Below are 24396 nucleotides of genomic sequence, written 5' to 3'. Positions count from 1 at the left end.
TTTGGAAACCCCCGCGACTTGCAGCGAAGGCACTTGAACTGATCTGCGCGTCATGGCCTGCTGCCGGTTTCATGGACACAAAGATAAGATCGTGACGATGGAACTGTAGAGTGGAGATGACGACGCCGAAGTTCAGTCGCGTGTTCAAGCCGGGGGCGGGGAAGCTCGTGACCGTGCGAGGCTTGGCGGTGGCCCAGACATGCCGTGATTTGGAACTGGCCGCGAGCGTTCTACGGCGGTGGATGCGTGAAGCGGCGGCGCCGACCGGGGCGTTCTCTGGCAATGGCCAGCAGCGCGCTGATCTTGCCGAGATCGCAGCCCTGAAGAAAGAGGTCGCCAAGCTCAAGCATCCTGAAAAAGGGTGAGACCATTATTCGCCATCGGTCCGAGGGCAATGGTCGACCGCCTAATTCGCGCAGGACGCGCCATGACGTTCGCACTCGTTGCGAAGCATCGGCACATCTGGCCAGTGAGCTGGATGTGCGACGCTCTGGGCGTGTCTCGGTGGGGCGTCCACGTCTGGCCCGGGCGAGCGATCAGCGCGCGGGCAAGCTACGAGGCGAAGCTCATCGTGGAGATCGACTAGAGCTTCAAAGCCAGCGACTGCACCTATGGCGCGGCGTGCCCAAGGGTGGGCCTGCCTGCGGACTGCACCGGATCGAACGGCTGATGCGCCGGGATACAATGAGGGCGCGGCCGAAGCGACGCGGGAAGCAGTAGGACGACGCTGAACGCTCGGTCATCGCCGACAAGATTCTCGACCGTGATTTCAAGGCCGACCGTCCGAATCAGACAGGGCTTGCCGGCGTCGCCTGCATCTGGACCGCGGAGGGCTGGCTCTACGTCTCGGTCCTGCTCGACCTCTTCTTTCGGCGCGTTGTCGGTTGGTCGATGCAGGCGGACCGGGGCGCCTCGCTGGTCACGGACATGCTCATTCCTTTCGAGACATCTGCATGGCAGATGCCCTGCTGGGCAGTGGATGAACCGCGCCGGCGACGTCCGGAACAACTCGGCGATGAAGACCGACCGGACGGCCCACAAGCTCTACCGCACCCGTGATGCCCTCCGTGCCGACGTGTTTGACCTCATTGAGCGCTTCTACAGTCCGAGGCGCCGCCCCTCGAAGCTGGGCGACCCAATCCCATGGCGGTCGAGGGCCGCGCTATGCAAACCCTACCCGCTGTCCACGAAACCAGCAGCAGGCCAAGTTCCTGATCTTGTACTTCGTGGGGGGGAGTTGCCTGCTACGTCTCTGTATTCAAAAAGTGAATCCGTCACCTGTTTGTGCATCAATGCCGGATCGGCCGCAAAGACGCTGTTAAGGGCGATGATGGATTGGCATATCATCAAGCCAGAGCTGTTATAGCCGCCGCCATAGCATTTGACCGGATGCGACACATAGGGGCGGGCACGTCAAAGAGGGACGCTCAAGGGCGTCTGGCAGATCGCTGCCGAGGGGGGCTCATCAAGGAACACCGAGCGGCAGAGTATGGGGCGTGGCAAGATAAGCTCCGCCCCGAAACTGAAAACGCCTGTGTAGGCCCTGCGACCAAGTCTCGTTAAGCCGAGAGGAATGCCGTAGGGGCACAGGGCGTTGGATCAGGCCGGGACATAGCCCTCGCCGCGCTTAGTAGTTCCAGAGCGTTCCATCTTGAAGGCGCACGACAGGGTGGCTGCCGGGCGCATAGCAGTAGCGGGCGGCCTGCGTCTCGTCAAAATCGACGCCAAGGCCGGGCGCATCGCTGACATGGAACAGCCCGTCCTGCATCTGATGATCCGAGGGGAATAGCGCATCGCATTCCGGGGTGCCCAGCACCAGATATTCCTGAATGCCGAAATTCGGCGCCCAGGCGTTCAGATGGGCCTGCGCCGCCATGCACAGCGGCGAATGGCTGGGCGCGCCGTGAAATCCGGTGCGGATGTGGTGCATGCCTGCCAGCTCTACGATGCGTTTCACATGGGTGATGCCGCCCGCATAGGTCACCGCGACGCGGATGAAATCGATCAGCTCCTGTTCGATCAGATGCTGGCAGTCGTGCAGCGAATTGAACACCTCGCCGATGGCAATGGGGGTGGTGGAATGCTGGCGGATCAGTTTGAGCGCAGTCTGGTCCTCGGCCGGGGTCGGGTCTTCGAGCCAGAAAAGATTGACCGGCTCCACCGCCTTGGCGAATTGCGCCGCCTCGCGCGGGGTCAGGCGGTGGTGAACGTCGTGCAGCAGTTTCAGGTCGGGGCCGAACCGCTCGCGGATCTCGGTCAGGGCGCCGGGCATGTAGCGCATGTAGCGGTCGGTGTCCCAGATCTCGGTCCTGGGGCGGATGCCGCTGAAATCGGTGATGTAGTGTTTCGACGCGCCCGACGTTTCCGGCACGGCGTAGCTGGCCGACGGCATGCCGGGGATGCCGCATTGCACCCGCACGGCCTTGTAACCGGCATCGACGTAATGCGCGATGGACTCCATCAGGTCGGGCAGGTCGGCGCCGGTGGCATGGGCGTAAACCAGCGCGCCGTCGCGGGATTTGCCGCCAAACAGCTGGTACAGCGGCATGTTGGCCAGCTTGCCCTTGATGTCCCACAGCGCCATGTCGATGGCGCCAAAGGCCGCCATGGCGATCGGCCCACGACGGAAATAGGCGCCGCGATAGAAGAACTGCCAGATGTCCTCGGACCGGCGCGGATCCATTCCGATCAGGCAGGGGATCAGGTAGTCCTGCAAATACGCTGCCGGCAGGGTTTCACGGTTGTTCAGCGTCGCATCGCCGAGCCCGTAGACGCCCTGATCGGTTTCGATCTTCAGCGTGACGTAATTCTTGCCGGGGCCGCCGACGAATACCTTGGCATTGGTGATCTTCATGTCTGGCTCACAGCTTGGGGGCGGATATCCACGGGGCGCCGACGCGCAGCAGGTCGATGATCTGCTGGTACTGCGCGCCTTCGCGAAAGGTTGGATAGGGGGCGGCGGGCTCTCCGCTGAGGTCGCGGACGAAATCGCGCGCAAGGATGTGCCAGCACAGTTCGGTTTCCCCGGCGACCTTTGGCAGGGTCGATGCGATGTCATCGGGCAAGGGCAGGGCGCGCCAGTCACGGTCGGCCCCATACAGCGAGACCTGCCCGCTGCCGTAATGCCCCTTGAGGTGGACGGCGCCCTTGGTGCCGTAGAACACGATGTGATCGTCGCCAAAGCGCGGCACCAGACCGCCATGTTTGAACAGCACCGACACGGGCTGCGCCGCCAGCGGGCTGTCGATGCGGGCCAGAACGGTGTAGGACCATTCGACGTTGCTGTCGCCCCAGTCCAGCGCCGGAGCGGACAGGTCTTCGGGGATGAACTCCCGACGCGTGGCGAAGTTGTGGACGCCGTCCACGATGGGCGCACGGTGCATGTCGTCGCGCAGATCTCCGGTGATCTGGGTGATCTGCTCGCCCACAACGGCGGTGACGATCGACAGCGTGTGGGTGAAGTTGTTGTTGAGCCGCCCGCCGCCCTGTTCGGCGCGGTGCGACCAGCCAAAAGGGATGCCGCGTTCGAGGTTGAAATGCGAGATGCACTCCACCTCGGTCGGCTCGCCGATGGCGCCTTCGGCCACCAGTCGGGCGGCGTGCTGGACGCTGGGGGTGTAGCGAAAGCTGGCGGCATAGGCGGTTTTGACCCCGGCCCGCGCCGCATGGTCGGCAAGCTCGCGCGCGGATTCGCCGGTGATCGTCAGCGGCTTGTCGCAAAAGACATGGCAGCCTGCGTCGATGGCTTGGGTGATCTGGTCGTGATGCGCGCCGCCGGGTGTGGCGATGGACGCGATGTCGGGGCGGCAGGCCTTCAGCGCGCTGGCCCAGTCGGTGCCTGCGTAGGGGATCTCCAGCCGCTGCGCCAGCTCGGCAACCACCGACGGGGTGCGCCCGACGATGCCGGTGATCTCTGCCCCCGCCGCACGAAAGGCAGCGGCGTGCCCTTCGGCGGCAAAGCCCGTTCCTGCGATCAGCACCTTCATGTCGTTCCCCCCGATGATGACAGGCGCGTCAGGCGACGCCCGCGCGCTTGGTGATGTAAGAATGTTTCAATCTTGGATACAAGAAGGGCATCCAAGATGCGCGTCGCGGCGCGCGTTTCATGCTGGCCGCCTCGCGCCGGGCACGCAGGCAACGCCAACAGAGCGGGTGCTGGTCTGGCCCGGTCAGGCGCGACGGGGCAGGGGGCGGGCTCAGTCCGGCAACGCATCGCGCCAACGCCCCTTCAGCATGCCCCGATGGAAGGGGATGAATTTGACGAATTCTTCCGCGAGGTTCAGCGCCAGCACCCAGACCACGGGGGTGTCGAGCCACAAGACCAGCACCACGCTCAGCGGCACCTTGAAGGCCCATTGCGACCACAAGAAGATATGCATGACGTAGACCGTCCGCCCCGCCGCACGCAGGGTGTTGCCGCAGATGGCGTTGGAATTTTTCGGCCAGGGCAAGATCAGCAGCACCGGCAGGAAGGTCGCCAGCGCGGTCAGGGTCTGCGGCGCGAGCGCGGCGTATAGGCTGTCGGCTTCCAGAATCAGCAGGGCGTAGAACCCCGAGACCAGCACCGACAACCCGGCCGATCCGCGCCAGACCATGCGCAGGAAATGGTCCATCGCTGCCCGTCCGCCGCCTTGGCCCAGATGCTGCGCCACCGCGATCCCGGCGGCTTGCGCCCATGCCATGCCGAGGGTGCCGACGACGTTGATCCATGGCATGACCAGCGTCAGCGCGGCAAACTGGTAGACGTCATAGGCCGCATAGATCAACATGCAGACACTGCCCGACGCCTGCGCGCTAAAGAAGGTCGCGGCAATCGGCAGCGAAAAGGCCAGATGCGCCCGCAGCGCCGGGCGCAGCGGCAAGGAGTCGGCGCGGCGCCAGCTATCGGTGGATCGCCAGACGCGCCAGACGAGGTAGCCCGCCCGCACCAGCGAGCCCAGCACGCTGCCCACGGCGGCGCCCGCCAGCCCCAGCTGCGGCAAGCCGCCCGTGCCATGGATCAGCGCCCATGACAGGCCGACATTGATCGGCACCGACACGATGTAGCTGAGGAACGGTGCGCGGCTGTCACCGCAGCCATTGAAAAACGCCGACAGGCTTTGCCCGACCGCTTCGGCCAGCACGACGCCGATGAAGATCAACAGGTACAGCCGGGCCTGCGCCTGAACCTCGGCGCTTTGTCCCGACAGGGACAGCAGCGGATCGGTGGCCAGCGCCAGCACCGACAGCCCCACCGTGCAGACCGCAAGGTTGATCACCAGCCCGGTGCGGCAGGCACTGCGCAGAGCCGATGGCGAGGCCGATCCCCAAGCCTGCGCCACGAGGATCTGCGCTGCGTTTGCAAAGGCATTCTGTGCCCCGAGCAGCAGCGCCGCCACGGCACTGGCGAGGCCGATGGCGGCGACCGATGCCTCGCCTAGCGGCGCCACCAGCCATGCATCGACCACCACGATACCGTGCAGCATCAGCATCCGCATCGCCATGGGCCATGCCAGAGCGAACAGCCCGCCGGGGCTGCGCAGGGCGCTCATGCCGCCAGCCCCGACGGCGGTCACGGCAACACTTCCGGCAGATAGGGGCCGATGCCAGGCATCCGCAGGATCGCACCGGGAGTGTCGCCGAGGGCGGTCAGCGCCACCAAGGCGGTGGAGGCAAGGAGCATGTCGGAAGACCGAACGGCGCACGGCGCCTGTCCGATCCGCGTGACGAAATGCGGTTGGGGTGTCATGTAAGTAGCTTTCGCGCGGGATGGGGGCCGCCTTTGGGCGATCCCCGACACTGCTGTTATCTGGCGTTGCGGATCATGTCGGATTGGCCTCGGTCCGATCCGGGGTGCCTGCAAAGACCTGATCAAAGGCGCCGGGTCGTTTGAACCGCACGGTGGCCTGGACCCTGTTGCCGGTGTTTTCGCTCAGGTTCGTGACAAGGCTCTGCTTGGCGATGGCGGCGGGGGCATCCCCCACGTGGATAGCCCGGCCGTGCAGCTCCGGAGCCTGCGCGCCGCCGGGAACCGGTCCAAGAGCCACCGCGGCGGCAGAGAATCGCTTCGCGAGGATGATATCGGTCATGCATTTCCTCCCAGAAGGGCAGGGCGCTGCTCTCCCAGCGCCACGTCCATGGAAGGCATCATGTTGGTATGCAATCTGGGATACAAGTTGTTTTTTGCAAGAGGTAGAAAACTTACCCCGATCGCAGCATCCTCTATCGCGAGATGCGGTGTGGCTTAGGAGTCATCGGTGAAATAGGCGGCGCTGTTGATCTGGATGGCTGCGATGGTTTCATCCAGACGTGACAGGTGGCGCATTCCGGCGGCGACCGCGGCCTCGGCATCATGCGCCTTGATGGCGGCGGCGATGTCCTCGTGATCCTGGATCAGCTGCGGCATCCGGCGTTCCTTTGACAGGCCAAGGATGCACAGGCGGTCGACCTTTTCCTTTTCCTCTTTGATGATGTCAAAGGCAAAGGGCACCTGACCGATCTCGCAGATCGCCTTGTGAAAGGCGTAATCCAGCGCGCCAAATCCGGAATAATCCTCATTGGCCAAAGCCTTGTGTTGCAAGGCAATGCGTGAGTCCAATTCGAACCCTCCGGCCTTGTCACACAGCTCTGCCGCCTTGCGCAGGGCTGCGGCCTCGACCGCGGCGCGCACGAACCGGCTTTTCTCGATGGCGCGCATGGAGAATTTCTTGACCTCGGTCGCCTTCTTGGGGCGCACGAGGATCAGGTCCATGGTTTCCAGCCGGCGGAAGGCGTCCCGCACCGGCTGGCGCGACACGCCGAACTGCGATGCGATGTCGGTTTCCGAGATCCGCGTGCCGGGCAGCAGGCGCAGCGACGTGATCTCGCGGTACAGGTGATCGACGATATCGTCGACGCTGTTGCGGCGGCTGGCGGTCAGGCTGGCGGTCTTCGTCATACGGTTCCCCTTTGAGCGTTCCCCCATAACCGAGGACGCGTTTCAATTCCAGCTTGGGGCGGGAAGGGGCGCCGGACGTGGTGGCGCAGATACGCGTTGATCCGAAAATACTGGTATCCCAACTTGGATACAAGACTTGACTTTGCGCCGATTCGCCGCCACCAATCAGGCAGGACCTGCGGCCTCGACCGACCCGAGGCTCGCTTTTTAGGGAGGAGCACATGGCCGGAGTCAGCCTCGACGGTATCGTCAAGAGCTATGGCGCGTTGCGCGTTGTTCATGGCATCGAACTCGACGTCGCAGAGGGCGAATTCGTCGTCCTCGTTGGGCCTTCGGGCTGCGGGAAATCCACCACGCTGCGCATGATCGCAGGGCTGGAGGAGATCAGCGACGGCACGTTGACCATCGATGGGCGGCGGGTAAATCGGGTGGCACCAAAAGACCGCGACGTGGCCATGGTGTTCCAGAATTACGCACTGTACCCGCATCTGAACGTGGCGGAGAACATCGCCTTCGGCCTGCGCATCCGCAAGGAACCCAAGGACCGGATCGCCGAATCCGTCGATGAGGTCGCGGCCATCCTCGGCCTGACCGATTACCTTGAACGGCGCCCCGCCGATCTGTCTGGTGGTCAGCGCCAGCGCGTCGCCATGGGCCGCGCCATCGTGCGCCGCCCCAAGGTGTTCCTGTTCGACGAGCCGCTGTCGAACCTCGACGCCAAGCTGCGCAGCCAGATGCGCGCCGAGATCAAGCGGCTGCACAACCGGCTGGGCGTTACTTCGATCTACGTGACCCATGATCAGGTCGAGGCGATGACCCTTGCCGACCGCATCGTGGTGATGAGCGAGGGGCGGATCGAGCAGGTCGGCACGCCGATGGATCTGTTCCTGAACCCGGTGAACACCTTTGTCGCGGGGTTCCTTGGCTCGCCGCCGATGAACATGGTGAATGCGGTTGTCGCGGTCAGGGATGGCATGGCCCATGCGGACTTCCATGGCCAGAGCCTGCCGCTGCCGTCGCTGCCGGGGCTGGAATCAGGGCGCAAGGTGATCCTTGGCATCCGGCCCGAGTTCGCCACGCTGGCCGCCACCGGCGTCGCCGTCGAGATCGATCTGGTGGAAACGCTGGGCTCGGAGGCGCTGATCCATGCCACGCTTGGCGGCGAGCCCTTCGTCATCCGGCACGAGACCATCGGCCATGTGCCGGCCTCGACCGGACACGCGCATTTCGCCGTGCAGCCGGGCCTGCTGCGCGTCTTTGATGCGGACACCGGCATGGCGCTGCCCGGCCAGACCACGGCGGTGGAGCAGGCGGCATGACCCATACCCCTGAAATCGAAGGCAACCGCACCGAAGAGCTGGTGCTTCAGGCCCGCGAGGCACAGCGCAACCGCGCAGCCTCGCGCATCCAGCGTGTCGGCGACCACCTGAAGCGCGAATGGCAGCTGTACCTGCTGCTGCTGCCGACCATCATCTGGCTGCTCGTCTTTCTCTACAAGCCGATGTACGGGCTTCAGATCGCGTTCAAGGATTACTCGATCTTTCGGGGTATCGAAGGCAGCCCGTGGGTCGGGCTGGAACATTTCCAGACCCTGTTCGGCAATGACCAGTTCCTGCGCGCGCTGAAGAATACCGTTATCATCAGCGCCTACGGCTTGCTGTTCGGCTTCCCGGTTCCGATCTTGCTGGCGCTGATGTTCAACGAGGTGCTCAACGCCTGGTTCAAACGCGTGGCGCAGACCATCGTCTACCTGCCGCATTTCATCAGCTCGGTGATCATCGCGGGCATCGTCATCACGGCGTTTTCGCCATCAGCGGGCATCGTGAACACCATCCTCGGCTGGTTCGGGGTCGATCCGATCTATTTCCTGACAAAGGCCGAATGGTTCCGCCCGATCTTCATCGGCACCGGGGTCTGGCAAGAGGCGGGCTTTCAGTCGATCGTCTACCTTGCGGCCATCGCCGGGGTGTCGCCGACGCTGTACGAAAGCGCCGTGGTCGACGGGGCCAGCCGCTGGCAGATGATGTGGAAGATCACCGTTCCGTGCATCCTGCCGACGATCATCATCATGCTGATCATCCGCATCGGCAACATCCTCGAAGTCGGCTTCGAGATGATCATCCTGCTGTACCAGCCCGCCACCTACGAGACGGCGGATGTGGTGAACACATTCATCTACCGGCAGGGCATCCAGGGCGGGCAATACGACCTTGCCGGCGCGGCGGGCCTGTTCAACGCGGTGGTGGCCTTTGTGCTCGTGATCTCCGCCAACATGATTTCAAAGCGCTTCTCGCGCACATCGTTGTGGTGACGCCATGAACAACCTCAATCTCTACTCGCGTGGCGATCGCCTCTTTGTCATCGTCAACATGATCCTGATCGGCCTGTTCGCCCTTTCGACCCTGTATCCGTTCATCTACATCGCCTCGCTGTCGCTGAGTTCAGGCTTCGAGGCGCGCGCCGGCAACGTCGTGCTGACCCCGGTCGGCTGGACCATCGAAGCCTATAAGCGGGTGCTGTCCGAACCGATGTTCTGGATCAGCTACAAGAACACCTTTGTCTACACGGTGTTCGGCACGCTGATGAGCCTTGCGTTCATCATTCCCGGTGCCTACGCGCTGTCGCGCCCGCAGCTTTACGGGCGGCGGTTCTGGAACCTGATGGTGGCCTTCACCATGTGGTTCCATGCCGGGATGATCCCGTTCTTCCTGAACATGCGGGACCTTGGCCTGCTCGACAGCTACTTCGGCATCATCATCGGCTTCGCGGTCAGCGGCTTCAACATCATCCTGCTGCGCAACTTCTTCGAAGGCATTCCGCAAAGCTTCGAGGAAGCCGCCCGGATGGACGGGGCCAGCGAGTTCCAGGTGCTGTGGAAGGTCTTTGTCCCGCTGTCGAAACCGGCCATCGCCACCGTCGCGCTGTTCTGCATCGTGTCGCGCTGGAACGGCTTCTTCTGGGCGATGATCCTGCTTCAGAACGAAGACAAGATCCCGCTGCAGGTCTACCTGCGCCAGACCATCGCGGAGCTGACCGACGATCAGGAATTCGCCTCGACCCTGCTGACCGCGAACTACAGCGTGGAAACGGTCAGCGCGGCGATCATCGTCTGCTCGATCATCCCGATCCTGCTTATCTACCCGTTTTTGCAGAAATACTTCAGCAAGGGCATTCTTCTCGGAGGAGTGAAGGAATGACCTGTGTACACCCCAAGGGAGGACTTGGAATGCGTATCACCAAACTGACGGCCATGGCTCTGGCCAGCACGATCCTGACCGCGCCGGCATGGGCCGAGGACGATCTGACCATCGTCAGCGACCCGCTCGAGCTGACCATCCACATGCACTGGCCCCGCAGTCAGGGCTACCAAGAGGATTACCCGGTCGAACTTGCCGCGCGCGAGATGACTGGCATCCATCTCAAGGACGCGACCTCGGGCAAGAACACCAAGGACAATTACGAGGCGATGAACCTGTTGCTGGCCACGGGCAAGCTGCCGGACATCGTGGGCGGCAACCGCATCCAGCAGCCGGTGAACCAATACGGCCCGGAAGGCGCGTTCCTTGCGCTCGACGATCTGATCGAAGAGCACGCACCGAACATCAAGGCGTTCTTCGACGAGCGTCCGGAATTGCGTCAGGCGATTTCGGCCTTTGACGGCAAGATGTATTACATCCCCTATCTGCCCGATGGCAAATTCGGCCGGGCCTGGTACATCCGTCAGGATTGGCTCGACAAGCTGGGGCTGGAGCAGCCCGACACCGTCGATGAGCTTTACACGGTGCTGACCGCGTTCCGCAACGACGACCCCAATGGCAATGGCAAGAAGGACGAGATCCCCTATTTCGCCCGCGACTGGGAAGAGGTGCTGCGTCTGCTGACGCTGTGGGATGCGCGCTCTTCTGGGTCTGACACGTATCACGATTTCTACGTCAAGGATGGGAAGGTCGTGCACCCCTACGCGCAGGAGGCCTATCGTGACGGGATCGCCAATATCGCCAAATGGTACGCCGAAGGTCTGATCGACCCCGAAGTGTTCACCCGCGGCTCGTCGGCGCGCGAGTATCTTCTGTCTGAAAATCTGGGCGGGGTAACACATGACTGGTTCGCCTCGACCTCTGGCTATAATACGGCGCTGGCCGAAAAGATCCCCGGGTTTGATTTTGCGCCGTTCCTGCCGCCGAAATCTGCGGGCGGCGTGCGCATGGAAGAACACCGTCGCACCCCGATCAAGCCGGATGGCTGGGCGATTTCCTATTCCAACGAACACCCGGTCGAGACCATCAAGTATTTCGACTTCTGGTTCACCGAAAAGGGCCGCCTGCTGTCCAACTTCGGCGTCGAGGGCGAGACTTGGAACATGATCGACGGCGAGCCGGTGTTCACCGATGCGGTGCTCAACAGCGACACGCCGGTCAACACCCAGATGTACACCGTGGGGGCGCAGATCTATCGCGGCTACTGGATGGATTATCGCTACGAATGGCAGTGGACAGCCCCCGCCGCCCGCGAGGGCATCGAACTGTATGATGCCAACGATCTGCTGGTCGACCAGTTCCTCGGCGTTGCCTTCGACAAGGGCGAACAGGCGGTCTTTGACAAGTACTGGCCGAGCCTTCTGTCTTACATGCTGGAACGTCAGCAGGCCTGGATCCTCGGCTCTGGCGACGTCAAGGCAGACTGGGACGATTACATGTCGACCCTCGACAAGATGGGGCTGGAAAAGGTTCTGGATGCGATGAATTCGGCCTATGCCCGCCAGTACGGCTGAACGCACAAAGGCCGCTCTTTTGACCACGCGTCACCAGAGCGGTCCGGCGGGCGCGGGCCTCCTCCTCCCTCCGCGTCCGCAGCTTGTCTGACCCACATATCCAATTCGAAAGAACCCCCATGTCCGGCACCTCTCTTCCCACGCTCGACGAACCCCGCGCCGGTCGGCTGACGATCCATTACGCGCCCGAGGCACATGCCGTGATCGCCGAGAACCCGCCGCGGTTCACCTGGCTGCCGGTGATCGAGGACGAAGCGCGCTACCTGCTGCGCATCACTCCTGCCGACGGAGCGCCGCAGACCTTCGGCCCGATCCGCTGGAACATGTTCACCCCCGATGCGGCGCTGCCGCCGGGCGATTATACTTGGGCCTTTGCCGCCTGCGACGAGGTGGGCAAACAGGCAACGACCTGGTCGCAGGAACGCGCCTTCTCCCTCGCCGAAGGGCTGCCGGAAACGCCGCTGCCCGCGCGCAAGGATCGCTTTGCAAAGGCCGACATGGCGCACCCGCGCCTGTGGCTCGGCCCCGACCGGCTGGCCGCGTTCAAGGCGGCGGTGGCGGCGGACCCAAGCCATTGCGGCTGGGATGTCTTCCTGAAGAAATCCGTGCTGCCGTGGATGGACCGCCCGGTGATGACGGAACCCGCTGGCTACCCCAACCACCAGCGCACCCCGCCGGTCTGGCGCCAGACCTACATCGACCTGCAAGAGGCGTGGTACGCCATCCGCCACCTCGCCATCGGCGGCGCGGTTCTGGATGACGCGGCAATGACCGATCGCGCCAAGGAATGGCTGCTGGAGCTGGCCAGCTGGGACCCGATGGGCATGACCAGCCGCGCCTATACCGACGAATGGGCCTATCGCGTGAACAACGCGCTGGCCTGGGGCTATGACTGGCTGCATGGCGCATTGTCCGAAGACGAGCGCGCCACCGTGCGCGGCGCGCTGCTGGCACGCACCCGCGACATCGCCGAACACGCGATGATCAACGCCAAGATCCACCTGTTCCCCTATGACAGCCACGCCGTGCGCTCGGTCTCGCTGACCATCATCCCGGCCTGCATCGCGCTGCTGGGAGATGACGCCGATGACGAGGCCCGCGAATGGCTCGATTACTGCGTCGAATTCTTGTTCACCGTCTATTCGCCCTGGGGCGACAGCGACGGTGGCTGGGCCGAGGGCACGAATTACTGGATGATGGGCATCGCCTATCTGATCGACGCGGCCAACCGGCTGAAATCCTTCAGCGGCATCGATCTGTACAAGCGCCCGTTCTTTCAGAACACCGGCGATTTCCCGCTGTTCTGCAAGGCCCCCGACACCCGCCGCGCCACCTTTGGCGATGACAGTACGCAGGGCGAGCTTCCGGGGATCAAGACCGGGCTCAACATGCGTCAGTTTGCCGGGGTCACCGGCAACGGGGCGTACCAGTGGTATTGCGAGGAAAACCTCAGGCTGAACCCCGGCACCGAAGGCGCGTTCTACAACTGGGGCTGGTGGGACACCAATTTTGACGAAATGGCCTTTCGCACCGATTATCCCGAGGTCGAGGCCACCCCGCCCGAAGGCGGCATGCGACACTTTCGCGGCATCGGCTGGGTCGGCGTGCAGCACGCCATGGCGGACCCGGACGAGCACATCCAGTTCGTGTTCAAATCCTCGCCCTTCGGCTCGGTCAGCCACAGCCATGGCGATCAGAACGCCTTCTGCCTGTCGGCTTACGGCGAGGATCTGGCGATCCAGTCGGGCTATTACGTCGCCTTTGGCTCGACCATGCACCGCAACTGGCGGCGCCAGACCCGATCGAAGAACGCCATCCTGATCAACGGCAAGGGCCAATACGCCGAAAAGGACAAGGCCCGCGCCATGGCCGCCACCGGGCGCATCCTCGCGGCCGAGCAGCATGAGGATCACGTGTTCATCCACGGCGATGCCACGGCGGCCTATCAAAGCCTGTCGCCCGAGGTGACCCGCGCCGAACGCGAGGTGTATTTCGTCCGCAACAGCTACTTTGTCATCGTCGACAAGGTGGATGCTTCGGAGCCGGTCACGGTGGATTGGTTGCTGCACGCCAACAACCGCTATGATCTGGGGCAGACATCGTTCCGCAACACCGGCCAGCGCGCCGGGTTCTACGGACAGGTCGTCTGGTCCGAGGCAGGCAAGCCCGAGATCACCCAGACCACCGATTTCCCCGATGTCGACCCGAAGGATTACGAAGGCCTGCCCGTCAGCACCTTCCTGACCGCCCGTTATCCGGCGGCGACGCGGCACCGCATCGCCACCTTGCTGGTGCCTTATCGCCTTGAAGCGCCCAAGCGGATCTTTCACTTTGTCGACGATCAGGGCTATGACGCCGACCTTTACTTCACAGACGCGGACGAGAACGCCTTCCGGGTGGTTCTCAAAAAGCTGGCCAACACCTGAAACAACGCCGGACCTCTCCGGCAAAACCCAATCTACAAGAAGGAAGATACCATGCGATTCAAGGGACAAACTGCCATCGTGACCGGCGGTGGCCGTGACATCGGCGCGGCCTGCGCCATCAAGCTGGCGGCCGAGGGCGCAAATGTCGTCATCAACTATTTCTCCTCTGCCGAAGGCGCGCAGAAGGTCGTGGCGCATATCGAGGCACAGGGCGGCAAAGCCATCGCCGTGCAAGGCGATCTGAACGATCCGGAGCAGGTGAAAAAGCTGGTGCAGACCGCCGTCGACACCTTTGGCGGGCTGCATGTGCTGGTCAACAACTCGGGCGGCCTGATCGCGCGCAAGACCATCCGTGAGATGGATCTGGAGCATTGGAACAAGGTGATGGAGCTGAACCTGACCAGCGTCTTCCTGATGACCAAGGCGGCGCTCGAGCATATGGACGAAGGCGCGATCGTCAACCTCGCCAGCCAGGCCGGGCGTGACGGCGGCGGCGCGGGCGCTGCGGCCTATGCGGCCTCCAAGGGCGCGGTGATGACCCTGACCCGTGGCCTTGCCAAGGAACTGGGGCCGAAAATCCGCGTCAATGCGCTGTGCCCCGGCATGATCGACACCGATTTCCACAACATCTTTACCCCCGATCAGGCGCGCCGTGGCTACGAAGCCGCCGCCCCGGTAAAGCGTCAGGGCACCTCCGAAGATGTCGCCAACGCGGTGGCCTTCCTCGCCTCGTCCGACAGCGCATTCCTGACCGGCGTGAACGTCGACATCAACGGCGGCGTGCTGTTCAGCTAAGGCGCGCGCGCCTTACCTCAAAGCCCCGCCCGGTTGCCTCTGGTCGCCGGGCGGGGCCCCACCCAGGGATTCACGCAATGCGTTTCATTTCCATTGGCGAATGCATGGTCGAACTGGCCCCCGATGCCGCCGGGCAGGTGATGCAGGGATTTGCCGGAGACACGTTCAACACGCTCTGGTACCTGCGGCGCCTTCGCCCGGATGTGGACTGCGGCTATCATACCTGCGTCGGGCAGGATGCGCTGTCGGGCAGGTTCCTCGATATGCTGCGGGCCGAAGGCATCGACACAGATTACGTGCACCGTCGCAGCGACCGGACCATGGGCCTGTACATGATCGCGCTGAAAGACGGCGAGCGCAGTTTTTCCTACTGGCGTGAGACATCCGCCGCGCGCAAGCTGGCAGAGAACCGGGGCCGCCTGCGCCGCACCATGGCGAGGGCGGACATGGTGTATTTCTCTGGCATCACGCTGGCGATCCTGTCAGACTCCGCCCGCCTGCGCCTGTTCGAGGCGATCGACAGCGCCCGCAGGCAGGGAACGCGGGTGGCCTTTGATCCGAACCTGCGTCCCGCGCTGTGGCGCAGCCCGGCCGAGATGCGGCGCTGGATCATGCTGGGCGCGGACCATTCGGACATCGTGCTGCCGTCCTTCGAGGATGAGCAGGGCCATTTCGGCGATGCCAGCCCGGCGGCGACGCTGGCGCGTTATGCAGCGGCGCGCACGGTGGTGGTCAAGAACGGCCCCGGCGCGATCCATTGGCGCGAGGGCGGCGAGAGCGGGCAGGTGACGCCCGTGCCAAGCGCGCAGCCCGTCGACACCACCGCCGCGGGCGACAGTTTCAACGCCGGGTTTTTCGCCACCGACCAGCTGTCCCTGCCGATGGACAGCCGCCTGACCCTCGCGGCCCGTGTGGCGGGCCGGGTGATCGCGCAGCGCGGTGCGCTGGTGCCGGTGACGATGGAAGACATCCTGTCCAGCGCCGCCTGACCGGCTTCGGGGGCGGGCGCGGGCCTGTCTCAGGTGGCAGCCGCGCGGCCAATCTCATCGGCGAGATCATGGCAAAGGTCGCGCATCCGGTCCGGATCCGTCTCGCGCTGCGCCTGTACCTTCAGTCCGAAGATATAAGTCTGCACCCGCCGCGCCAGCCGCCCGGTGTCGCAGGTTGCAGGCAGCGTGCCCTTGCGCTGGGCATCATTCAGGGCGGCGGCGATCAGCGTCTCGACCCGGTCCAGATGCGCGGTGATGAAATCGCGCAGCTCGTCCTCTTGCGGGGCTTCCAGCAGGGATTTCACCAACATGCAGGCCGTTGAGGGCCGATCGCAAGGGGCAATCACCGCCAGCGAGCGCAGATGCGTCTGTAGCGCCTCAAGCGGCGTCGGGCTGGAGGCGATCAACGCCTCGAGCTCAGCGCTCATGCGCGCGGCGTAGCGATCCAGCGTGGCGCGAAACAGCGCCTCCTTGCTTTTGAAGGCGGCGTAGATCGACCCCGGCTTCATCTGCAACCGCGCCTCCAGATCCTTGAGCGACGTGGCATGATAGCCCTTCGTCCAGAAGAGGTTCATCGCCGTCTCAAGCGCGGCGTTGCGGTCATACGATGCGGTACGTGCCATGGCGGCAAATTAGGGGGGATGCGCGGTTCCATGCAATGGCTTCACGATAACGTTTGAGCGATCACTCAAGAAAATACTTGAGCAATCGCTCAAGAATGTACAGGTTGCAGCCATCCGCAAAAGCAAACGCAAGGACTGCTTTCATGACCAAGTTCGCAAAGCTCGACGAAACCACCGCTCCCGCCGCCGCCGTGCCGCTGATCGAAAAATCCAAAGCCGCCTTTGGTCGCCTGCCCGGGCTGCACGCCGTGATGTCGCGCTCGCCGGCGTTGCTTGATGGTTATCAGGTGCTGCACCGCCTGTTCGCCGAGGAAACCTCGTTTGATGCCGAGGAAAAGACCGTCGTCTGGCAGACCATCAACGTCTACCACGCCTGCCATTACTGTGTGCCCGCCCATACCGGGATCGCCAAGATGATGAAGGTCGATGACGCCATCAGCAACGCCCTGCGCGACGAAACCCCGCTTCCGACCGCCAAGCTCGAGGCGCTGCGGACCTTCACGCTGGCGATGACCGACAGCCGGGGCAACCCGACGGACGCGCAGCTGGAGGCCTTCTACGCCGCTGGCTACACCGAGCAGAGCGTTCTGGATATCGTGCTTGGCATCGCCCAGAAGGTGATGAGCAACTACACCAACCACCTCGCGGACACGCCGGTCGATGCGCCGATGCAGCAGTTCGCATGGACCCCCGTGTCAGAGCGCTGACACCTGCGGGCGGGGGCAACCCCCGCCCATCGCGGCCAGAACACCGGCCGCACCTGCCTTTGCCATTCGGCGTCTTGCCCTTGGCGCGCTGCCTAGGCGACACGTCGCTCGCTGTCCCGGCAGGGTTTGCTGCCTGCGCCGCCAGAGATTGCCGCAGAGTTGCGCAGCCGTAACTCTGGCCGCATTCTGTTTCTCTCGGCGGCAGAGCATTGTATTCTGACCTGGCCAGTATCGGATACGATTTCTCGGTTATTTGGCGCGAATCGCCGCCATCCAATGCTATTGTCTCCAGTTGACGGAAGAGTTGTACCCGATATGACGGGGCAGATTTTTACGGGCAGAGCGGACATGAGCGACAACAAGACCACCCTGACCGACGCAGTGCATGACCTGCTGCGCAAGGCAATCATCGAGCAAGCGCTGAAGCCCGGAATGCGCCTGCCCGAAGACACGGTGGGCGAACAGTTCGGCGTCAGTCGCACCATCGTGCGCCACGCTCTGGTCAGGCTCGAAAATCAGGGCCTCGTCGTGACCCGTCGCAATCGCGGCGCCTTTGTCGCCGAGCCCTCGAAGGAAGAGGCGCAGCATGTCTTTGCCGTGCGCCGTTGCCTCGAGAAGGAAGTTGTCCGCATTCTGTGTCAGGGCATGGCGCAAAGCGGATACGATCGCCTCGAGGCGCATCTGCGCCGTGAGCACAGCGTCAACGGCAAGAACGGCCCGGTCTCCATCCGTCTGGCGGGCGAGTTTCACATGCTTCTGGCAGAGCTTACCGGCAATGACGTGCTGGCGCGCTTCGTTGGCGATGTGGTCCTGCGCTGTTCTCTCATCATGTCGCTTTATGCCCGAAGCCATTCCTCCGACTGCGCCGTCGACGAGCATTCGCAGATCATCGAGGCAATCCGGCAGGGCGATGCCCCGCGCGCCATCGAGATCATGGAACACCATCTTGGCGCCGTCGCGAACAGGGCAGAGCTTTCCTCCAAACCGGAGAACATCAAGGCGATCCTGTCGCACTACGGCAGGGATCTCGCGCAATAGCCCCAGACGCCGCCTGCCACGCGTTCGATTTGCAATGCTCCCGGCGTGCTAGCCTGCAAGGCTCTGATCGAATGAGCCTTCAGCCCCTGTCGAAGACCGCCGCAGGTTTCGCCCATAGCGTCGACCAGCTTGAAAAGGCGGGTCGGACAGCGGCGCCGGGGTCAACTCTTGCCTGCCTGCGCAATGCGCAGACGCACGCTGCCTTTGAATGTGGCCGCGTCCTTGGCATCTCGATCAGTTCGGCGCGATCGCTCCAGCCTGGGCGCTATCGGGCCAACGCTCATGGCACGGGGTGTGACGGAGCGCATCGCGCAAGGGGCGTCAGGACCCGCGCGATCTGCAACCCCCGGGCCGGTTGGCGATGGGATCAGACGCTTGACAGGAAAATGTTGGTTTCGCTGTTCAGCACCCCCTCGACCACTCGCACTTCGCGCAGCACCCGGTCGAAATCGGCAAGGCTGTCCACCATGATCTCTGCGATCAGGTCCCATTTGCCGCTGGTTGTGTGCAGGGCGGTCAGCTCTGGCAGGCGGCGCAACTTGTTGATGACCTGCGTGGTGTTGCGCCCCGACACCTCGATCATCATCACCGCGCGGATGTGGCTGGCATCGTAGTCGTCGCGCACACGCGCGGTGAACCCCAGCAGCGCGCCCGAGGCCAACAGCCGGTCAAGCCGGGCCTGCACCGTGCCGCGCGACACCCCCATGATCTCGGCCAGCTTGGACACCGGGGCGCGGCCATCCTGCCGCAGCAGGCCGATGAGGGTGCGGTCGTGATCGTCGAAGATATGCTTGGCGGCGTTCGGCTTTGACATGCTGTTCCTGCAATTTGTGCAATTCACACTGGCATATTGTATAGCCGATAGCGCATTTCACAGCAGTTTCGTCATATTCCTTGCAATCCTTATAGCGGATAATCGCAGACATGTCCCCTGCGAGGTATACCATGTCTGCTCCCCAGCCCTCCAAGCTGGCCTTTGTGCCCTTTGTCAGCGTCGCAAACATGCTGCGCCTGATCCATCACATCGGCATCGAAAACATGCTGTCCGGCATCGCCGACTATATCGAAGCCGACTTCCGCCGCTGGGAACTGTTCGACAAGACGCCGCGCGTGGCCTCGCATTCGGATGTTGGCGTGATCGAGCTGATGCCGACCTCGGATGGCCATGTCTACGGGTTCAAATATGTCAACGGTCACCCCAAGAACACCGCCGAGGGTCTGCAGACCGTGACCGCCTTTGGCCTGCTGGCCGAGGTCAGCACCGGCTATCCCGTGCTGTTGTCGGAAATGACGGTGCTGACGGCGCTGCGCACGGCGGCGACCTCGGCTCTGGTGGCGAAATACCTTGCGCCGAAGGGGGCCGACACCATGGCGCTGATCGGCAACGGCGCGCAATCGGAATTTCAGGCCACTGCCTTTCGCGCCATCTGCGGCGTGAACAAGCTGCGGCTTTATGACGTCGACCCGGGGGCGACGCGCAAGACCATCGCCAACCTTGCCGATCAGGGGTTCGAGATCACCGCCTGCGCCACTGGGCAAGAGGCGATTCTGGGGGCGCAGATCATCACGACCTGCACCGCCGACAAGCAATATGCCACGATCCTGACCGACAACATGGTCGGCGCGGGCGTGCATATCAACGCCATTGGTGGCGACTGCCCGGGCAAGACCGAGCTGCACAAGGATATCCTCAGCCGCGCCGATGTCTTCGTCGAATACCCGCCCCAGACCCGCATCGAAGGCGAGATCCAGCAGATGCCCGAAGATTTCCCCGTCACCGAGATGTGGCAGGTGATCACCGGCGCCGCGCAGGGCCGTCGCGACGCGCGCCAGATCACTCTGTTCGACGGCGTCGGCTTTGCAACCGAGGATTTCTCGGCCCTGCGTTATCTGCGCGATCAACTGACCAAGACCGGCTTGTTCGAGCAACTCGACCTGATCGCCGATCCGGACGATCCGCGCGACCTGTTCGGCATGGTACGCCGCGCCGGAGCGCCGGGCGCATGACCTGCCGCTTTTCGCTACCTTGATTTCACCGTAATCCCCCGCGCGGCCATTCAACATTTCGGGTTTGGGGCAACATTGGGTTGCACCGGGGTCGAAAACAGGGACAAACGGGCCCCGAACCGAGGGGCGCGGAAACGATGAGCGAGCTTGTAAAGCCAATGAACGAAGGCAACCTAGACATTGTCCGTGCCGCTCGCCTGAGCGTCGCGCCGATGATGGATGGTCCCAAGGAGTCCTGAGGCGCCTTGTTTTATTGGCTGAAACTGACTCCGGCAAAATCTGTTGCACCGAATGTTGCACCCTAAACCTTATTATCGCTTTGGTTTGGCGAAAATGTTAATCTTGGGATTATGTAGAAGCAATTCCGGCAGCCTTTACAGCCAACTCAAATGGGCGGGAGATGGTCGTTTTCTGCAGGCTTGAACCCCACGGTGCAAGAGCATGCGTAGAGCCATTTCTCTATGGCGTAACCTGTGCAGAGCGGTGGGAAGCGGCCGTTCACTGCGATCTGGATGAGCGTCGCATGTGCGAAAAAACTCAAAGAACTGCCGCGTTGCCAAGAAAAACTTCTGAAGGCTCTGCAAAGTAAGACTGATGTTCAGCAAGGGGATGCGTTCTACGGCTCATACCTGCCTCCCCTGCGATCACAAATGGCGCAGTTATGGTCTGTCTCACATGGACTGCGATCTACTCTGTTGATACTTAGGGCTGAATATCATTCATCGGAAGAGAGCGACATGGACACCATCGTTATTGAGGTAGACAACATCAAGAACGTAGACCACGCGTTCATGGAGTTCCCTCTCTCCAAAGGAACCAGTGTTATCGTCGGAGGGAACGGCTCTGGGAAGAGCACGATTTTACAAGCTCTTTCTCAAGCATTTTTGAGAGGCTCACTTCGGCAGCTTGACGAAGATGACTACGGCCCCGATTCCAAAGTCCAAATCTCAATAGCCGGAGATTCGCGCACTTGGAAACCTCACCCAACCAAAGGCTGGTGGGCTGATGACGGGAGCCGCCTCAAGATAAATGGTATGTATGAGGGCAGCCTATTTTATGGCTCACGGTTTCACGATTCTCGCCTTGTCGACACGCTTCTGAAATCCGGAACTCTTGGAAGTGATGAAATTGTAGATGCCGACGAATACGTTAAAGACAAACTTAGCTACATACTTCACGGAACTCCTGGAAAATACTCGGGACTGAAAAAGCTTCGAAATCGTGATATCGCAAAAAAGCACGGATTGAAGAACACTCCTTACTTCAACGACGTCGGCGGCAAACTCATCAGTCAGTATAGGATGAGTTCTGGTGAATGCCTCCTGATTACCCTTCTCCACTTTGTTTATAATGCAATTGTCAGGCGCTCTTTGCCTAAGAGTGAATTTATTCTCGCCCTCATTGATGAAATTGAAGTAGCCCTGCACCCTATTGCGGTATATCGATTTCTATCGACTATCAATGACTTAGTAGAGAAAGATGAGAACATCATGGTGATCCTAACTTCTCACTCTCCAGAGGTTATTCGCCGAATTGACCCCAAGAACATCTTCAAGATCGAGAACGAAGGCGGGAAAGTCGAATCTATCAATCCCGCTTATCCCAGTTACGTTATTCGAGATGTTTACAAACACGATGGCTTCGACACCTTGATACTGGTTGAAGATGTGCTCGCCAAGATACTTGTTCAGAAGCAAATTGAAGAAGCAGGTCTATTACAAAGTAGGCTCATTCATGTCGTTCCAGTTGGAGGCTGGGAAAACGTTTTGAAGCTTCACCGCGATCTTTTAGCAGGGAATGTTTTGGGACTTGAAAGAAGTATCCTGAGCATCATTGATGGTGACATGAGGGACAAGGTTCCAGACGACTACAAACATCAAAAGAAGATTTTTCTACCTGTGGAAAGTATAGAGAAGTTTCTCTTGGAAGTTTGCGTTGAAGGGAGATCTGGAAGCGTCAAGAAGATGATTGGCGACAAATACTTCACGATAACTTCAATCGCGGAGCTCGCGGAAGAGCATCGGAAAGAGTTTCCAAAAGGCACTTCATCGGAAAGTAAAAAATTCTATCGCCGAATTCTAAAGGATCTTAAATATCGAGGCATCTCGGAAGAAGTTTTTGTCGAGAAATTGGCTGCGGATTTGCCGACTGTGATCGACTTCAGTAGATTCACAGAAAGCCTCAAGGCGGCTATCAGTTAGGCTCACCCACTAACATTTCATCTTAGAGCCCAATATATGAATGACTGGACGGGGCTCTACCATGAGGCTACTTTTGCATAGCCGAATGGAAGGAGCCTCCACTCTTCTTAGACGTTGCGCTGAGTATCCGCGTCAAAAGTTTTTTGGCATGATGAGCGCGCAAGTCGGCGCGATAACTTAGGTCCAAAGTAAGGGCTGACACGAGACATTCGCTGTGCCAGTAACGGAGGTCGGCTATGGGCCGGAAGGCATCATGTTCCCCAGAAGGCCGCATGGTCGATTGCCTCCGTAGGCCTGAGCGCAGCTCAAGGGAGTTGCGGCTGAAGGCCGCTTCCTCAATGCACCACTCCTCTCCGGTTACATGTTGAAGCGGATGCTCGCCACGAAGGGGAACCTGTGCCAAGATGGTGTGGAAGCAATCTCGGGAGGCGAATGCTATGCTCGACGCCGTCACAGCAGAAATACTTGTCAGCTTCGGTTTGATCGGGGTCAGCGTTTTGATCATCGTTGGCGCATTGAGCGCCGTTTGGCCACAGCGAGCAAAGAAACGGGATATTGATGTGAGCGCAGCGGTACGCGATGCTCCCTATCACCTCTTGCATAAGCAAAGGCCATTCTTGTCGAAGGGGCATCATGACCGATTTCAACCGACCCCCGGACGTTGTCGCAGCGATTCAGCGCACGATTGAAGCTGAGGAACGCCTTAAAAACGATCTTGTCCGAGTTTGCTGCTGGATCGAGGAGAGGCATTCAATACAGCCCGTCAAAATTGAGTTGCAGCGTCATCATGGTTGTGCCGACAACGCGGTTGCGCATGTCGTGCCGTTGGCCCGGGATCAGGCGACGCGGCGAACCATCCGAGGTGAAGCTGAAACCGTGCTCAGGGCGCTGGGGTGGGTTGTGAAGCCGGAAGGGCGAGATATTCGTTCGATCTACGGACGAACTCAAGGCCGATCGCAGCATGACCGGCTGCGCTACTACGTTGAAATTGAGAATATTTTCCGAAGTAGTCAGGTCGCAGGCCCAAATGATCTATAGCGTGGGATAGCCCAAATTACTCGCGCTTCGCCGCCGTTGCGCGTTTTGACAGGCGGGCCAAATTTGTGCCCAGCACCCCAATATCTACTCCGAGCCGAGCCTGGGTAAGTTTTCGGGTCTTATATGCTTATGTCCGCCCGAGCAGGCGTGCTTCCTCGCGGCGCTTGTCCAAGTATTCTGCCAGATCCAGAATGTGCACACCACGCGGGCTCTTTTGGCTATCTTCCATCCTCATGACGGGAAGCGGGATTTCACCGTTTCGAACCTTTTCGTTGAATTTGCTCTTCTCAACCCCGAACCAATCTCTGGCAACGATTTCGGAGGGGATCATCACTTCGGGGCCGTATTTCGCCATCAGGACAAAAAATGTGTTCATTTGCTTTCCCATTTTGAATCTGGCGTCTGTTTGCCGCCTGACCGAGAAATGGAGACGCTATCTGATGCGGGCGCGGATTTCTGTCCAGGGTTCTTTAACGCAAAATAGAGCTGGGATGGCCCCCGTGCACGAAAACGCGGTCGCGGGCCATCTGAGGGTCACATGCGCTGTGCGGCTTTCGCAAGGTCTCGAAAGCGGGTTGCATACCAACGTAGCCCAGCATCAACATCCATCCGCCCTTCGGCATCAACAGGCAGCGGGCGGAAATCCTCCTCTCTTAAAGAAAGCAGCGTTTCACAGGCCGCGTCTAAAGCGTTCCGAAGATCACCCGTGGAGGCGCCAGGGATCAGGCATTTTTCGATTGCTGCGCGAAAGGTTGCGCCCTGAATGGCAGGAAACCTGCGAAGTAGGTCTTCAAGCCCGGCGCCGTGGCGGGTAGTGCCCCGAGAGGTGGTGTAAGAGCGCCGACCTTCGGAGAGGTCCAAGGCTGATCAGGTCGCCACGGCGGA

General features: G+C 61.4%; 21 protein-coding genes and 1 pseudogene. 13 read left to right on the top strand and 9 right to left on the bottom strand.

The genetic code is table 11. The features are described 5' to 3' along the window. Positions 1-116 precede the first annotated feature (116 nt). Positions 117-1132 (top strand): annotated as a pseudogene (locus tag Q4543_RS15635) (transposase); the annotation flags it as partial. Between the two features lie 495 nt (positions 1133-1627). Here the strand turns inward: Q4543_RS15635 and manD are convergent. The 6 genes from manD to Q4543_RS15605 form a co-directional block, all read right to left on the bottom strand. After that, the gene (gene manD, locus Q4543_RS15630) at positions 1628-2854 is read right to left on the bottom strand and encodes a D-mannonate dehydratase ManD (RefSeq protein ID WP_303439616.1); all 1227 of its coding nucleotides are present in this window, start codon (positions 2852-2854) and stop codon (positions 1628-1630) included. 7 nt (positions 2855-2861) lie between these two features. Beyond that, on the bottom strand, positions 2862-3986 hold the full coding sequence (locus Q4543_RS15625) for a Gfo/Idh/MocA family protein (protein ID WP_303439614.1): 1125 nt from the start codon (positions 3984-3986) through the stop codon (positions 2862-2864). 210 nt (positions 3987-4196) lie between these two features. Further along, the gene (locus Q4543_RS15620; RefSeq protein WP_303439612.1) at positions 4197-5555 is read right to left on the bottom strand and encodes an MATE family efflux transporter; all 1359 of its coding nucleotides are present in this window, start codon (positions 5553-5555) and stop codon (positions 4197-4199) included. Next, a complete protein-coding gene (locus Q4543_RS15615; RefSeq protein ID WP_303439610.1) occupies positions 5552-5728 on the bottom strand; it encodes a hypothetical protein in 177 nt (58 codons plus the stop codon). Before Q4543_RS15615 ends, Q4543_RS15620 begins: the two co-directional genes overlap by 4 nt. Before the next feature lie 73 nt (positions 5729-5801). Beyond that, complete coding sequence (locus tag Q4543_RS15610; protein WP_303439608.1) at positions 5802-6068, bottom strand: hypothetical protein; 267 nt, start codon at positions 6066-6068, stop codon at positions 5802-5804. 155 nt (positions 6069-6223) lie between these two features. Continuing rightward, on the bottom strand, positions 6224-6916 hold the full coding sequence (locus Q4543_RS15605) for a GntR family transcriptional regulator (protein ID WP_303439606.1): 693 nt from the start codon (positions 6914-6916) through the stop codon (positions 6224-6226). Between the two features lie 221 nt (positions 6917-7137). Here Q4543_RS15605 and Q4543_RS15600 point away from each other — a divergent pair, with 221 nt between their 5' ends. The 7 genes from Q4543_RS15600 (at position 7138) to Q4543_RS15570 (ending at position 15897) form a co-directional block, all read left to right on the top strand. Beyond that, positions 7138-8235 carry an ABC transporter ATP-binding protein gene (locus tag Q4543_RS15600; RefSeq protein WP_303439605.1) on the top strand — a complete coding sequence of 366 codons (1098 nt, stop codon included), beginning with the start codon at positions 7138-7140 and terminating at the stop codon, positions 8233-8235. Continuing rightward, complete coding sequence (locus Q4543_RS15595; RefSeq protein ID WP_216005282.1) at positions 8232-9227, top strand: sugar ABC transporter permease; 996 nt, start codon at positions 8232-8234, stop codon at positions 9225-9227. Before Q4543_RS15600 ends, Q4543_RS15595 begins: the two co-directional genes overlap by 4 nt. Before the next feature lie 4 nt (positions 9228-9231). Beyond that, positions 9232-10113, top strand: coding sequence for a carbohydrate ABC transporter permease (locus Q4543_RS15590; RefSeq protein ID WP_216005283.1), 882 nt, complete (start codon positions 9232-9234; stop codon positions 10111-10113). A gap of 29 nt (positions 10114-10142) precedes the next feature. Next, complete coding sequence (locus Q4543_RS15585; RefSeq protein ID WP_303439602.1) at positions 10143-11687, top strand: extracellular solute-binding protein; 1545 nt, start codon at positions 10143-10145, stop codon at positions 11685-11687. 119 nt (positions 11688-11806) lie between these two features. After that, complete coding sequence (locus Q4543_RS15580) at positions 11807-14113, top strand: heparinase II/III family protein (protein WP_303439600.1); 2307 nt, start codon at positions 11807-11809, stop codon at positions 14111-14113. A 51-nt stretch (positions 14114-14164) separates the two neighbouring features. After that, positions 14165-14908, top strand: a complete 744-nt coding sequence (locus Q4543_RS15575; protein WP_303439598.1) for an SDR family NAD(P)-dependent oxidoreductase — start codon at positions 14165-14167, stop codon at positions 14906-14908. A gap of 77 nt (positions 14909-14985) precedes the next feature. After that, on the top strand, positions 14986-15897 hold the full coding sequence (locus Q4543_RS15570; RefSeq protein WP_303439597.1) for a sugar kinase: 912 nt from the start codon (positions 14986-14988) through the stop codon (positions 15895-15897). Positions 15898-15926: 29 nt separating this feature from the next. On the opposite strand, the gene Q4543_RS15565 is transcribed toward Q4543_RS15570, so the two are convergent. Further along, on the bottom strand, positions 15927-16520 hold the full coding sequence (locus Q4543_RS15565; protein WP_303439596.1) for a TetR/AcrR family transcriptional regulator: 594 nt from the start codon (positions 16518-16520) through the stop codon (positions 15927-15929). Between the two features lie 143 nt (positions 16521-16663). On the opposite strand from Q4543_RS15565, the gene Q4543_RS15560 reads away from it, so the two are divergent. Continuing rightward, positions 16664-17227, top strand: a complete 564-nt coding sequence (locus Q4543_RS15560; protein WP_303439594.1) for a carboxymuconolactone decarboxylase family protein — start codon at positions 16664-16666, stop codon at positions 17225-17227. A 348-nt stretch (positions 17228-17575) separates the two neighbouring features. Further along, complete coding sequence (locus Q4543_RS15555; RefSeq protein WP_303439592.1) at positions 17576-18265, top strand: GntR family transcriptional regulator; 690 nt, start codon at positions 17576-17578, stop codon at positions 18263-18265. 367 nt (positions 18266-18632) lie between these two features. Here Q4543_RS15555 and Q4543_RS15550 read toward each other — a convergent pair whose 3' ends face one another. Next, positions 18633-19079 carry an Lrp/AsnC family transcriptional regulator gene (locus tag Q4543_RS15550; protein WP_303439590.1) on the bottom strand — a complete coding sequence of 149 codons (447 nt, stop codon included), beginning with the start codon at positions 19077-19079 and terminating at the stop codon, positions 18633-18635. A gap of 131 nt (positions 19080-19210) precedes the next feature. Between Q4543_RS15550 and Q4543_RS15545 the strand changes: the two genes are divergently transcribed. The 3 genes from Q4543_RS15545 to Q4543_RS15535 all read left to right on the top strand — a co-directional run bounded on the left by Q4543_RS15545 (position 19211) and on the right by Q4543_RS15535 (position 23511). Further along, positions 19211-20272, top strand: a complete 1062-nt coding sequence (locus Q4543_RS15545) for an ornithine cyclodeaminase (RefSeq protein ID WP_303439588.1) — start codon at positions 19211-19213, stop codon at positions 20270-20272. A gap of 737 nt (positions 20273-21009) precedes the next feature. Further along, positions 21010-22473: an ATP-dependent endonuclease gene (locus tag Q4543_RS15540; protein WP_303439587.1), complete on the top strand. Its 1464-nt coding sequence runs from the start codon at positions 21010-21012 to the stop codon at positions 22471-22473. A 633-nt stretch (positions 22474-23106) separates the two neighbouring features. Next, the gene (locus Q4543_RS15535; protein WP_303439585.1) at positions 23107-23511 is read left to right on the top strand and encodes a hypothetical protein; all 405 of its coding nucleotides are present in this window, start codon (positions 23107-23109) and stop codon (positions 23509-23511) included. A 127-nt stretch (positions 23512-23638) separates the two neighbouring features. Here Q4543_RS15535 and Q4543_RS15530 read toward each other — a convergent pair whose 3' ends face one another. Further along, complete coding sequence (locus Q4543_RS15530) at positions 23639-23887, bottom strand: pyocin activator PrtN family protein (RefSeq protein WP_303439583.1); 249 nt, start codon at positions 23885-23887, stop codon at positions 23639-23641. Positions 23888-24396 lie beyond the last annotated feature (509 nt).

It is taken from the genome of Salipiger sp. 1_MG-2023 (genome assembly GCF_030547555.1).
Taxonomy (GTDB): Bacteria; Pseudomonadota; Alphaproteobacteria; order Rhodobacterales; family Rhodobacteraceae; genus Salipiger.
This window is presented reverse-complemented; position numbering and strand designations above follow the sequence as displayed.